The organism is Frankia sp. CgJB1 (assembly GCF_977947065.1).
Genome location: NZ_CDWTNB010000119.1, coordinates 1 through 12532, shown reverse-complemented (window position 1 = coordinate 12532; position 12532 = coordinate 1). Strand labels below are relative to the sequence as shown.

General features: G+C 67.9%; 10 protein-coding genes, 1 pseudogene and 1 riboswitch. Of the genes and pseudogenes, 9 read left to right on the top strand and 2 right to left on the bottom strand.

The genetic code is table 11. The features are described 5' to 3' along the window. Positions 1 to 247: 247 nt before the first annotated feature. Both AC08OT_RS14000 and AC08OT_RS13995 read right to left on the bottom strand, forming a co-directional pair. Entirely contained in the window at positions 248 to 427 is a 180-nt protein-coding gene (locus tag AC08OT_RS14000) for a DUF2568 domain-containing protein (protein WP_476595969.1), read from the bottom strand. A 404-nt stretch (positions 428 to 831) separates the two neighbouring features. Beyond that, positions 832 to 2064 carry an ABC transporter substrate-binding protein gene (locus AC08OT_RS13995; RefSeq protein WP_476593380.1) on the bottom strand — a complete coding sequence of 411 codons (1233 nt, stop codon included), beginning with the start codon at positions 2062 to 2064 and terminating at the stop codon, positions 832 to 834. 168 nt (positions 2065 to 2232) lie between these two features. Between AC08OT_RS13995 and AC08OT_RS13990 the strand changes: the two genes are divergently transcribed. The 9 genes and pseudogenes from AC08OT_RS13990 to AC08OT_RS13950 form a co-directional block, all read left to right on the top strand. Further along, the gene (locus AC08OT_RS13990; RefSeq protein WP_476593381.1) at positions 2233 to 4311 is read left to right on the top strand and encodes a branched-chain amino acid ABC transporter permease; all 2079 of its coding nucleotides are present in this window, start codon (positions 2233 to 2235) and stop codon (positions 4309 to 4311) included. Beyond that, complete coding sequence (locus AC08OT_RS13985) at positions 4308 to 5834, top strand: ATP-binding cassette domain-containing protein (RefSeq protein WP_476593382.1); 1527 nt, start codon at positions 4308 to 4310, stop codon at positions 5832 to 5834. Before AC08OT_RS13990 ends, AC08OT_RS13985 begins: the two co-directional genes overlap by 4 nt. Before the next feature lie 144 nt (positions 5835 to 5978). After that, a riboswitch (TPP riboswitch) is annotated at positions 5979 to 6087 on the top strand. Further along, entirely contained in the window at positions 6078 to 7919 is a 1842-nt protein-coding gene (thiC, locus tag AC08OT_RS13980; protein ID WP_476593383.1) for a phosphomethylpyrimidine synthase ThiC, read from the top strand. (Overlaps the previous riboswitch by 10 nt.) 204 nt (positions 7920 to 8123) lie before the next feature. After that, complete coding sequence (locus AC08OT_RS13975; RefSeq protein WP_476593384.1) at positions 8124 to 8804, top strand: CGNR zinc finger domain-containing protein; 681 nt, start codon at positions 8124 to 8126, stop codon at positions 8802 to 8804. A gap of 911 nt (positions 8805 to 9715) precedes the next feature. Further along, a complete protein-coding gene (locus AC08OT_RS13970) occupies positions 9716 to 9952 on the top strand; it encodes a hypothetical protein (RefSeq protein ID WP_462186614.1) in 237 nt (78 codons plus the stop codon). A 68-nt stretch (positions 9953 to 10020) separates the two neighbouring features. Further along, positions 10021 to 10491 (top strand): DUF6879 family protein, encoded by a 471-nt coding sequence (locus AC08OT_RS13965; RefSeq protein WP_476593385.1) that lies wholly within the window; start codon positions 10021 to 10023, stop codon positions 10489 to 10491. After that, entirely contained in the window at positions 10460 to 11368 is a 909-nt protein-coding gene (locus tag AC08OT_RS13960) for a helix-turn-helix domain-containing protein (protein WP_476593386.1), read from the top strand. The genes AC08OT_RS13965 and AC08OT_RS13960 overlap by 32 nt, the downstream gene beginning before the upstream one ends. A gap of 624 nt (positions 11369 to 11992) precedes the next feature. Further along, positions 11993 to 12241: pseudogene (locus tag AC08OT_RS13955) on the top strand (3'-5' exonuclease); the annotation flags it as partial. 34 nt (positions 12242 to 12275) lie between these two features. Beyond that, positions 12276 to 12532: exonuclease domain-containing protein (locus tag AC08OT_RS13950; protein ID WP_476602893.1), on the top strand; the 257-nt coding region annotated here is incomplete at its 3' end.

The window sequence follows — 12532 nt, the reverse complement described above, 5'->3', positions numbered from 1 at the left end:
ATGAAACCCCAGACCGCAGCTTGATCAACTTAGCGGAAATGGCATTGAGGCCAGCCGGCATTCAAATTTTCGCCGTTCTCCGACCGGAAGAAATCAGTTGACACGTGATGTGGACCGCGGCTTTCATGGAAGAATTATTCCACGCCTCGATGCGTCACGGCCGGCTCAGGTGGGACTCTTATCTAAACACCGGCTCCCTGGTGCGGCGTGAGGATCTGCGCGGACACCGTCGTCGTGACCAGGAAGATCACGAAGAGTAGTGCCCAGAGCGGATAACCGGCGCTCGCCCGAGCATCGCGGTGGCGACGAAGAGGGCCAGTTTCACCGCGAGTCGCGACGGTTGGCCGAGTCTGCGTGCTGCCCGCGGCGCCAGCCACCTACCCCAGATTCCGGCTGTCAGAAGTGGGAGGAGCCCGGCAAGGGTGATCTTGGCTGCTGTCGGCAGCGGATCCGGCTGGGCCTGGGGCCTGGGATCCGTGGGCGCGTGGTCCGGGTCGACCGTCTAGTCGTCTAGTCGTCTAGTCGTCTAGTCGTCTAGTCGTCTAGTCGTCTAGTCGTCTAACGCTGTTAGTCGATTCTAGCTAGCAATGTTAGTCAACCGCTTGTCAAGAAGCCGGTGCGCGTCGCGTCTGGGTGACCGGCTGCGGGGGCAGTCGACGCCGCCCTGTTCGGCGGCGTCGCGCCGGATGAGACATTGGGTCCGGATGAGACAGTGGGTGTTGTCCGATGAATCGGCGGCGCTGATCTGGACCGACCGGAGCCGCTCGCTGAGCGAGCCGTGCCGTGCCGCGGCCCGGATCGGTCCAGCCTGGCCCGGGTCGGCCCAGGTGATTAGTTGATCAGTTTGATGAGCTGGCGCCCGTCGAGCCAGTTGCCGGTGACATCGGTGAACGTGTTGTTCTTCCACGCCAGCAGCCGCACCGCCGTGTTGCAGACCGCCGGGAAGATGTCGATCTGCTTGCCGTCACAGGTGAACGGATGGGCCATGACGTTCGGGTGGTCGTGGGAGGCACGAAGCGCCGTGAGCAGGGCGGCCGAGGTCGGCTGGGCGGTACCGGCCAGCAGCGACCGGATGTTGAGGACGGCGGAGAAGGATCCCTGCGACGACGAGGAACGATCGGCCTCCGGGATCGCCTTACGGAACGCCGCCGTGTCGGCGTCACCATCGCTCGTCCCGACCGGCAGGTAGCTGGAAGCGAAGTAGAGGTTGTCGGTCCGGCCGCTGGCCGCGCGCGGCACCGCGGGGGTGGTGCAGGGACCGATGAAGTAGATGTCGCTGCGGATGTTCAGCGCCGCCGCGGCCTGGACGATCCGGGTGCACGTCGCTGCCTGGAACACCACGATGATCGCGTCTGGCTTGCCCGCCGCGACCTGGGTCAGGGCTGGCGCGAAGTCCGCCGCGTCGGATTTCTCTGGCACCAGTTTGATATCGGACACACCTTTATGGCGCAGGATGTTCTGTGATCCCTGGATAGCGGCGGACAGCAGGCCGGGCAGGTCGAGGTACAGCGCGTGCACGCTGCGCACATGCCGGATGTTCGTCAGATAGTCGGTGAGGCCGAGCAGCTCGCTGAGCGAACCGCCGGAAAACGCGAAGGCGTTGTGTGAGCCGAGTTCTCCGCTCAGCTGAGGAGAGCCGGTGACGTACGGGATGTGGGCGGTCTCGTATATCGGCATCGCCGCCTCCGCGCCGAAATCGATCCCGCCGACCACCGCGAGTGGTTTCGTGGCGACAAGCCGGTTGGCGCAGTTCTGGGAAGACTCCGGCGAGCCGTCGGTTGCGCAACTGATCAGCCGGAGCGGCCGACCGTCGAGCCCGCCCAGAGAGGTGTTGGCGTAGTCCACGGCGGCCTGAGCGGCCTTCCGGGTCTCCGGGTATGACCCGACAGTGCTGTTCTCAACCGTTACGAAGCCGACAGTGACCGGAGGCCCGGTCAGGCGGCTCGCCGCCGCGCTGCCACCGGCAGCTGCGCCGGACGAGCCACCGCGCTGACTCGTGCACCCGACGACGACAACGGACAAGGCTACGGAGAACGCGAGGAGGATGCGGGAGGCTTGTCTCACGGCTCGTGAAGCTACACTTCTGTCGTCCAGTTCTGGGGGCTTGACCGTCGACCGGTCTGGGGGCTTGACCGTCGACCGGCCGGACGGGGACTGTTGTGTGACCATGCGTCCGGTCTTCATCGCAGTTCGGATCTCTCTATCTGTAATAGATGCGTCTACGGGGGTCCGGTGACAACGTATATAGCAGCATTGCTGCTCGGCCTTGGCCCGGGGGCCGTGTACGCGGCGCTCGGGCTGGGGCTCGTGCTCACCTACCGCGCGTCCGGCGTGGTCAACATCGCCCATGGGGCGTTCGCTATGTACGTCACCTATCAGTACGCAGAACTACGGGAGGTCGGGGACCTCGTACTGCCCGTCGTCGGGATGCCGCCAAGAATTCATCTCACCGACACGCCCACCTTCGGGCTAGCCCTGTCAGCATCCCTCGCAATGGCGGCAATCCTAGCACTGGTATCCTATCTGGTTATTTTTCGGCCCTTGCGGCGTGCCCAGCCGCTGATGACGGTCGTGGCTGCGGTCGGCCTCACGATCGCGCTGCAGGCCGTCGCCGTGCTCCAGTTCGGATCTGACAACAGGTTCCTTAGCCCGGTGCTGCCGCAGTCACCGCTGTCCCTGCTGGGCGTGACCGTGGCGAGCGACCGGCTGCTGCTCGCCGTGTCGGTCATCGTGGTCGCCGCCGGTCTGTGGGCGATGTCGCGCTGGACGTTGTTCGGCCTGGCTACCCGCGCCGTCGCCGAGGATGAGCAGACCACCGCGCTTCTCGGTCGGCGGCCCGGGTGGATCGCCGCCGTCAACTGGGTCATTGCGGCCGTGCTCGCCGCTCTCGCCGGGATCCTCGTGGCGCCGATCAGTGCGCTGAATCCGACGAGCTACTCGCTGTTCGTCGTTCCCGCGCTCGCCGCCGCTCTGCTCGGTGGCCTGTCCTCGTTCGGTCTGACCGTCGTCGGAGCTCTCGGCCTCGGCATGACCCAGGCTGTCCTGATCCCGTTGCAACAGGACGTCTCCTGGTTGAACCAGCCGGGACTGCGCGCGCTGCTTCCGATGCTTCTGGTCATCGCGGTGGCGAGCCGGCGCGGGGACCTGATTCCCGGTCGCGCCGCGGGCGTCGCCGTGTCGGCTCCGATGCCGGTGGTCGAACCGCCGGAGTCTCCCCTGCGCCACCTCGCAATCGGTGTGCCGTTCGGGGTGGTCGCGATCCTCGTGCTGACCGGCCCCTACCGGCTCGGCCTCGAACGCAGCCTCGCTGGCGCCGTGGTGTGTCTGTCGTTCGTCGTGTTGACCGGGTACGTCGGACAGCTCTCGTTGGCGCAGATGACCCTCGCCGGTGTCGCCGGCTTCCTGTTGGCCAGACTCCAGGGTGAGCTGGGCGTGCCGTTCCCGATCGCACCCCTGCTCGCCACGGGTGCCGCCGCTGTGGCGGGCCTGCTGCTGGGGGTGCTGTCACGGCGGCTGCGTGGAATCGACCTGGCGTTGATCACTCTGATCGCCGGCGTCGCGATCCAGGAGGTGGTGTTCGGAAACCCGCTGGTCACCGGCGGGTTGGCCGGGTCGGTAGTACCGAATCCGAAGATCTTCGGCCTCGATCTCGGGCTCGCCGGTGCCGGGTTCCCTCGGCCGGAGTACGGGCTGCTGGCGTTGGCCGTGCTCGCCGCGTGCTGCTACGGGGTCGCCCGGCTGCGCACCGCGGACCTGGGCCGGCGCATGCTGGCCGTGCGCGCGAACGAACGGGCCGCTGCCGCAGCCGGGATCGACGTCCGTCGTACGAAGGTGCTCGCCTTCACTCTCTCCGCCGCGATCGCCGGTCTCGGCGGTTGCCTCATCGGCTATGGTCAGGGACGTCTGTCCTTCGACTCGTTCGGCGTCACGGCCTCGCTGTTCTTCCTGGCGATCGCGGCCGCCGGTGGGGTGACGAGCGTCGGCGGAGCGTTGCTGGGCGGCCTGCTGGTGCCGGGCGGAATCGTGTTCATCGTGCTGGACCAGGTTGCCGGGCTCGGCAAGTACCAGTCCGTGCTGTGCGGGATCGCCGTCGTGGTGCTGGCGGTGCTACGTCCGGCCGGGCTCGCGTACCGACCGCATCGGACGGCTCGCGCCGATCATCAGGGCCGCGTGGATCGGTCGGGTGGCACGCATCGGACCGGTTCTGGGCAGCGAACGCGTCGAGGAGATCACGTGCGACACCCGCAGCCGCCGGACCAGGGCCGGCCGAGCCTGACCCCGCATCCGGTCAACCCGGGCGGAGCCCCGTGACGGCGTTGCTGGCGGTCGACATGCTCGCCGCCGACCAGGGCCGTACGCGCATCCTCGAGGATGTCTCCTTCACCCTGTCGGCCGGCACCATCACCGGGCTCATCGGACCCAACGGAGCCGGAAAGACGACGTTGATCGACGCCCTCACCGGGTTTGCGTCGATCAGCGCGGGCACCGTCACGCTGGACGGTGCCGTGCTCGTCGGACTGCCGGCGCATGAGCGGCTGCGGTTGGGGCTCGCCCGCACCTTCCAGGCGCTGGAACTCTTCGACAGCCTGGAGGTCGGGGAGAACCTGGCCGTCGTCACGCCCCGGGCACCCGGACCCGCGGACGGGCCAGATCCGGCCCGGTCGCTCGGGCTCGCCACGATCGCCGACCGCCTGCCGTCGACGCTCTCCCACGACGAGCGGTCCTCGGTGGCTCTCGGCCGCGCCCTCGTCGCCGGGCCGAAGGTCCTGCTGCTGGACGAACCGGCCGCGGGTCTCGACCCGGCCGCCCGCCGGACGCTCGCCGACCGGCTGCGCCGCATCGCCGCCGACGGCATCGCCGTGCTGCTCGTCGACCACGATGTGAAGCTCGTCTTCGACGTATGCGACCACGTCCTCGTCCTGGACGGGGGCCGCGTCGTCGCGCGCGGTCGACCTGCCGAGGTGCGCGCCGATCCGGCGGTCCGCGCCGCCTATCTGGGCGGTGGTGAGCCGGACGGCGGCGACCGCGCCGGGCCTGCCCCGGCCTCTGCCTCCGGGTCCATGCCTGGCTCCACCCCGGCGCCGGCCCCCGGTCGAGGCGGGGGCGATCTGCTCGTGCTCGACCGGGTCACAAGCGGATACGACGGAGTTCCGGTGCTCCGGGACGTGTCGCTCACCGTCGGTGCCGGGGAGATCGTGGCGCTGCTCGGAGCGAACGGCGCGGGCAAGACGACGCTGATCCGCACGGCGGCGGGGCTGCTGACGCCGTCGAGGGGGCGGGTCAAGGTCCTCGATGACCGGTCGCGCCGGGCCGCGCCGAGCACACTCGCCCGCCGGGGGATGGCGGTCGTACCGCAGGGACGAGGGTCACTCGGGCGGTTGACCGTCCGCGAGAACCTGCGCCTGGCGGCCGGCCGGCGCTCATCCGGCGAGATCGGGCCGGTGTTGGACTGGTTCCCGGTGCTGCGCGGCCTGCTCGACCGGTCGGCCGGAGAACTGTCCGGGGGTGAGCGGCAACGGCTCGCGTTGGCTGTCGCTCTGGTGCGCAGACCGCGTCTGCTGCTGGTGGACGAGCTGTCGTTCGGCCTGGCACCCGGGGTCGCGCCGCAGCTGCTCGCCCTGCTGCGCACGATCGCCCTCGAGACGTCGACCGGCGTGCTGCTGGTCGAGCAGTTCGTCTCGCTCGCGTTGCAGGTGGCCGACCGTGGCTACGTTCTCGACCGGGGCCGGATCGCGCTGTCGGCGAGCGCGGCGGATCTCGTCGCGCGTCCCGAGCTCATCGAGACGGCCTACCTGGGCGGGAGTTCCGGGCCGGCGGCGGCCCCGGACCGCTGAGCTGGTCCGGCGTTCCCCGCCACGCGGAGAAACCGGGGTCCGGCGGAACAGGGCTCTCACGTCGCCCGATGGTGTGGGGCATGCGTCGGATGAACCGGAAGGGGTGGCGAGCGGGCCGGCGGTGTCTTACTGTCGACAAGCGTCGAAGTTGATCGCGGGAGCTCCGCCAAGGGGCTGAGAGGGCGGCTGGGGCCGCCGACCGCAGGAACCTGTCCGGGTAATGCCGGCGTAGGGAGTCTTAACATGGTGTCGCGCACCGACCGTTCGTCCTCCTCTGTCTCGTCCTCCTCCTCGTCCATCTCGGCCGCGGCGATGATGGCGGTCTCGACGGGTCCGCTGACGGGCAGCCGCAAGACCTGGTTGGTCGGTGTGGATCCCGATCTGCGGGTGCCGATGCGGGAGATCGTGCTGACCACGGGTGACACCGTCGTGGTGTACGACACCTCCGGTCCATATACCGACCCGGGGGTAACCATCGACGTGCACCGGGGTCTGCCGGCGACGCGGGACAGCTGGATCGCCCAGCGTGGCGACACCGCGCCGGATGAACAGCGGACCGTTCCCGGGACCGGGGCGCCCGGTTCTGGGACGCCCGGTCTTGGCGGGACGGATCTCGGCGGGCAGGTGCGAGTGCCCCGTCGGGCGGTGCCGGGACGGCCTTCCGTAACCCAGCTGGGCTACGCCCGCCGCGGTCAGATCACTCGGGAGATGGAGTTCGTTGCCCTGCGGGAGGGTCTTCCCGTCGAGACGGTGCGGGCGGAGATCGCCGCGGGGCGGGCCGTGCTGCCGGCGAACGTGAACCATCCCGAGTCCGAGCCGATGGCGATCGGCCGTGCGTTTCTCGTGAAGATCAATGCGAACCTCGGCAACTCGGCCGTTACCTCCTCAATCGAGGAAGAGGTCGAGAAGATGGTGTGGGCGACCCGCTGGGGCGCGGACACCGTGATGGACCTCTCGACCGGGTCGGACATCGCCCTGACCCGTGAGTGGATCATCCGCAACGCGCCGGTGCCGGTCGGGACCGTGCCGATCTACCAGGCGTTGGAGAAGGTCGGTGGCCGGCCGGAGAAGCTGTCCTGGGAGGTCTACCGGGACACCGTGATCGAGCAGTGCGAGCAGGGTGTGGACTACATGACGGTCCACGCGGGGGTGCTGCTGCGCTACGTGCCGCTGACCGCGCGGCGCAGGACCGGGATCGTCTCGCGCGGCGGCTCGATTCTGGCCTCCTGGTGCCTGGCCCATCACGAGGAGAACTTCCTCTACACCCACTTCGCCGAGCTGTGCGAGATCTTCGCCGCGTACGACGTCACGTTCTCCCTGGGCGACGGCCTGCGGCCCGGGTCCATCGCGGACGCGAACGATGAGGCACAGCTCGCCGAGCTCGTCACCCTGGGCGAGTTGACGCAGGTGGCGTGGGAGCACGACGTCCAGGTGATGATCGAGGGCCCCGGGCACGTGCCCATGAACAAGATCGAGGAGAACGTGCAGCTGCAGCGGGAGCTGTGCCACGACGCGCCGTTCTACACTCTCGGGCCGCTGACCACCGACATCGCCCCCGGCTACGATCACATCACCTCCGCGATCGGGGCGGCGATGATCGGATGGGCCGGTACCGCCATGCTCTGTTACGTCACCCCGAAGGAGCATCTCGGCTTGCCTGACCGGGACGACGTCAAGGCCGGCGTCATCGCCTACAAGATCGCCGCGCACGCCGCCGACCTCGCCAAGGGTCATCCCGGCGCGCAGGCCTGGGATGACGCCCTGTCGGACGCCCGGTTTGAATTCCGTTGGGCTGACCAGTTCCACCTCGCGCTCGACCCCGACACCGCACGCGCGTTCCACGACGAGACGCTGCCGGCCCCGGCCGCGAAGTCGGCGCACTTCTGTTCGATGTGCGGCCCGCACTTCTGCTCGATGAAGATTTCCCACCAGATGCGGGCACACGCGGGCGGGGACGGGCTGGACCCGGCCGGGCATGGCGCGGGCCCGGCCGGCGACGAGGCGGTCACCGCCGGCCTGCGGGAGAAGGCCGCCGAGTTCAACGTCGCCGGCAATCGGATCTACCTTCCGGTGGCCAACTCCTGACCGACCGTCCCGACGGGCTCCCGACGGGCTTCTGCCGGTCAGCGGCGGGCCCCGTCGGGCGCAGTGGTCCAGTGGTCCAGTGGTCCAGTGGTCCATAAAAGATATCTAAAAAAGATAGCTAAGACGATTACTTTGGCGGGGGAGTAACCTCTCAAGAGGAAGTGGAGTGGTTATTTGGGCGATCGGCTCGAGGGGAGGTCTCCGATGAACCCGGACGTGCTGATCGGGTTGGGCGATCATCCGGTGCTGGACTTCGTCAACAGCCTCGCCTTCTCGGCGGACGGCCCGATCGAGTTGATCGCCGATGGGCGGAGCTACCTGCGCTGGCTCCAGCTCGCGGGGCTTGTCGGCACGGCCGAACGAGAGGCGCTGCCTGCTCGGTTCGGGCCCGAGGAGCTCGACCGCATCGCCGTCGCCGCGGTCGAGCTCCGGGAGTGGCTGCGGCCGCTCATCGGCGCCTGGGCGGGCGGCAGCTCCACCGTGCCGGACGAACCCACGCTGTCGCGACTGAATGGGCTGTTGGCCACCGACCATCGGTACGCGCGGCTTACCCGCGTTGGCGGTACCCCCGCGATCGTCGAAAGCGGGACGTGGGCATCCGCCGAGGTCCTCCTCGCCTTGCCGGCGCGGGCCGCCGCGGACCTGTTCGCGCATGGCAACCGGTCGCTCGTCCGCAACTGCGACGGCCCGACCTGCACGCTGTGGTTCTATGACCGCACCAAGGCCCACCAGCGTCGCTGGTGCAGCATGGCCATCTGCGGCAACCGGGCCAAGGCATGGGCGCACCGGGCCCGCCTCACCACTGGACGCGCTCCTGGCGCCTTAGCCGCGGAAGGTTCTGCGGTAGGCGTTCGGGGGACTGCGATGGCGTCGCGTAGGTGCTGACGTAGCGAAGCGGCGGGTGAAGGTTCGGCGACTCATCCCGGCGTGGGCGGCCAGGTCCTCCAGCCGGAGGGCATGGTCTAGCCGCTCAATTGACCGGCAGGCAGCGGCGCAGTAGAAAGAATCAAGGATGTCGAATGCATCGGTGGCGTTGGCCCTTGGGCGTCGGCCTCGCACTGAGCCGCGGGCGTAGTCTCCACCAGACTCGGGGCACCTCACGCCTGTTACGTGTTTGGCGAGGTTGTCAATCATGGCGATGTAGATCATCGCTTCGGAGCTGGCGGGTAGGACGGCGCGTAGCATCGACGTGTTCGAGGACGTCCGGCGGGGGACCGCAGGGAGCATCGACGATATCCTCACCTGGCTGCAGACTCCACCCACTGTTACAGAGAGTGAGAAGCGGGAGGGTATCGCCTGAGTCGCTTGGCGGCCCCCGTCGCCAATTGTGGTACGAATTGCAGTACAAGAGACCTTGAAGCGGCAGAGCCCCGCGCCTTGGACGGGGGCGCGGGGCTCTGGCCTGTCTCAACCGTGCGTGCCCCTGGTGGAGCGGCTTTCGAACGAGACATTCCGGACAGAACTAGATCAATTGTACCGTAGATCACTCAAGGTGAATACGGATAAGCAAGGCGCTACCGCCCGGCCCGAGGCGCGTGCCTGCCGCTGCGGGTGTGGCGAGACCGTGACGCAGTCTCGCCACTTCGTGAGTCAGGCTCATCAAGTGGTCTGGCTGCGGACGCAGCGGTATCTCGGTACGCGGAGTCGTCGGGAGAGAGTGGTGCAACTTGCCCCTACTTGTCCCAATCCGCCACCGGGGAGATCATCCCGCCGTCGTCCGTGGTTGACGTCCCCACGCCCGGTCAGCCACCATGGCCCGAAGAACGGTTCGCAATATTTCTAGCAACGGAGGCCCCGTGCGTGCCCGGTTCCTCGGCAAGGACCCTGACTCCCAGATAGACAACTCGCCCACCCTGTTCGCCACCGACCGTACGGACCGGGTGACCTACATCGCCCAGGGGTGGAAGGTGACCGACCCGCAGGCGCTTGCGGACATCGGCGCTGTCCCCGACCACGAGACCTTGATCGAGATCCCGGAAGACGTCCTGAAGTTCTACGTCCGCCGCTACCTGGAGCAGGAGGGGGAGCACTGAGCCAGCTCATCTCACCCGGCCCCGAGTTCCGGCAGTTCTTCCACTCCTTCGAGCACACCGCCTTCCGCTTGGAGGACCGCGACAGCTACGACGCGCCATACGAAAACGAGTCGTTGCGGAAGTTCCTCGCGGACGAGCCAGATGACCTTCCGTGGATGCAGAGCTGGTTGGACATGCTCCGGGAGGCGACGTCCGCGGGCCGCCGGTTCGCCCGCGTGCGGGTAGTGAGCCTGCCGCTGACCGACTACAGCCGCTTCGGGGTGTGGTGTGCGCAGTTCACAGGTGGTGCCGGCGAGGACATCCGCTACCTGACGCGCGACCTGGCCGAGGCCGGCGGCCTGCCAAACCACGACTACTGGCTGTTCGACTCGTCCAAGCTGGTTCGGATGCACTTCGACGATGACGCCCGCTTCCTGGGTGGTGAAGTAGGCGAAGACCCGGCCGAGATCGTGCAGCACAACTACTGGCGTGATGCCGCCTGGCACCACGCTGTAAGACGGGACGACTTTGCCACCGAACAGCACCTCCGGCGCGTCTAACGTCCACGAGACGCGTGGCGCGCTCGGCAAACGACTCCGCGAGCTTCGTACGTCGGCCGACCTGAGCGGCCGGCAGCTCGCGGAGTCGTTGTCGTGGCCGGCTTCCAAGGTCTCCAAGCTCGAAAACGGCCGCCAGGCGCCCACTGACGACGACATCAGGGGTTGGACGCGGGCAACCGGCAGTCAGGCGGAAGCCGAAAGCCTGCTCGCGGCCCTACACACGCTCGAAGTCCAGCACACGGAGTGGCAGCGCATCCTGCGGACTGGCCTGAAGCCGCGGCAGCAGGAGCTGATCGGGTGGGACGAGCGGACTCGGCTCTTCCGGGCGTTCGAGGCCACCGTGATCCCCGGTCTGCTCCAGACCGCCGAGTATGCGCGGGCACGGTTCGCCGAGGGCATCCGCCGGCTGAAGCTGCCGAACGACATCAACGAAGCCGTGGCCGCACGGGTCCGGCGACAAGAGATCTTGTACCGCTCCGACAAGCGGTTCCACTTCGTGCTGACCGAGGCGGCACTCAGGTTTCGGCTGTGCCCATCAGACGTCATGCTCGGCCAGCTCGACCGTCTGATCTCCTTCTCCCAGCTGCCCAACGTCCGGCTGGGGATCATCGGATTCGAGACGCAGTACGCCACGTCGCCGTGGCACGGCTTCTGGATATACGACACCGAGCGGGTACTGGTCGAGACCTTCAGTGCGGCCCTTGACCTGCGGCAACCGCAGGAGATCGAGCTATACGCGAGCGCCTTTGACCAACTCGCCGCCGTCGCCAGCTATGGCCGACCGGCCCGCGTGATCATCACCCGCGTACTCGATGACCTGGCCGCCGAAGTGGCCGAGGATGGCGCGGATTTTCGCGGGCAAGACGAGGAGGCTTGAGTTTCGAGAGATTCTGAGAAACATTCTTTCCAGGATCGTTCATGCCCCTTACCCTCCGAGTCAGGCCAATCACGGCCACACCTGACCAGGCCCCGGAGGGCAATGGTGACCACTCTCGTCCCCCTGCTTGCGAGCAGGCAGATCGAGCAACTTCCCACGCGGGCGCGCGAAGTGGTGGAGTACCGTAAAAGCGGGCTATCCCTCAACCACATCCAGGGCTGCCCGCTCGACTGCGCCTACTGCATCCGCCACACCTACGGGCTGTGGCCAACGCCAGCCCCGCGCCGTGATGAGCGACGCCGAGGCCGTGACCCAGCTCGTGGCCCACCCGTACTTCCGGGCGGACACCACCCCCCTATCCAGTTGTTCAACCGGGCCACCGAGCCGTTCCTCCCGGCGGTGAAGCCCCACACCTTCGCTGTGCTGGAAGACCTCGACGCTCGGGGCCTCGCTGGAAATCATCGACATCACGGACCGGGCTGTGGTGGTCGGCGGGCTCCCCCATGAGCAGCCCCGCTACTTCCTCCAACATGCCCTGCGCTTCCAAATCCACGATCTACGTCATCCTCACTACGCCGGACGGCACGGGCGTGCCGACATCGGCTGGGGCCAGGAGGAGGCATCGTGACGGATTGGACCAGCCGGGGCTACGTCGTCGTGGACGTGGAGGGCAACGGCGGGCGGCCGCCCGACCTCGTGGAGCTGGCCGCCGTCCCCGTCACCGGCGGCGCGATCGGGAAGCCGCTCAGCTGGCTGGTGCGTCCGGCCACTCCTATCACCGGTATCGCCCAGCGCATCCACGGCATCTCAAACCCAATGGTGGAAGAAGCTCCCATGTTCGCTGATATCGCCGAAGAGGTGCGCACCGCGCTGGAAAACACGGCAATCGTCGCCCACAACGCCCCCGTTGACCTCGGGATCTTGCACCGCAAGCTTCCCGGATTGGGCGCCGGGCGAAGTCTTCGACACCCTGAGGCTGGCCCGCCGGCTGCGGCCCGACCGGGTGAGCTACCGCCTGGGCGCACTCGTCGAAGCCTTTGGGTTGGCCGAAGGCATCCCACCGGAGCACAGGCCCCACCGCGCCGCCTATGACGCCCTGGTCACCGCCCGCCTTTTCGTACTTCTCGCGACACACCCAGGCGGCAGCCCGCTGTCCCTAGGTCT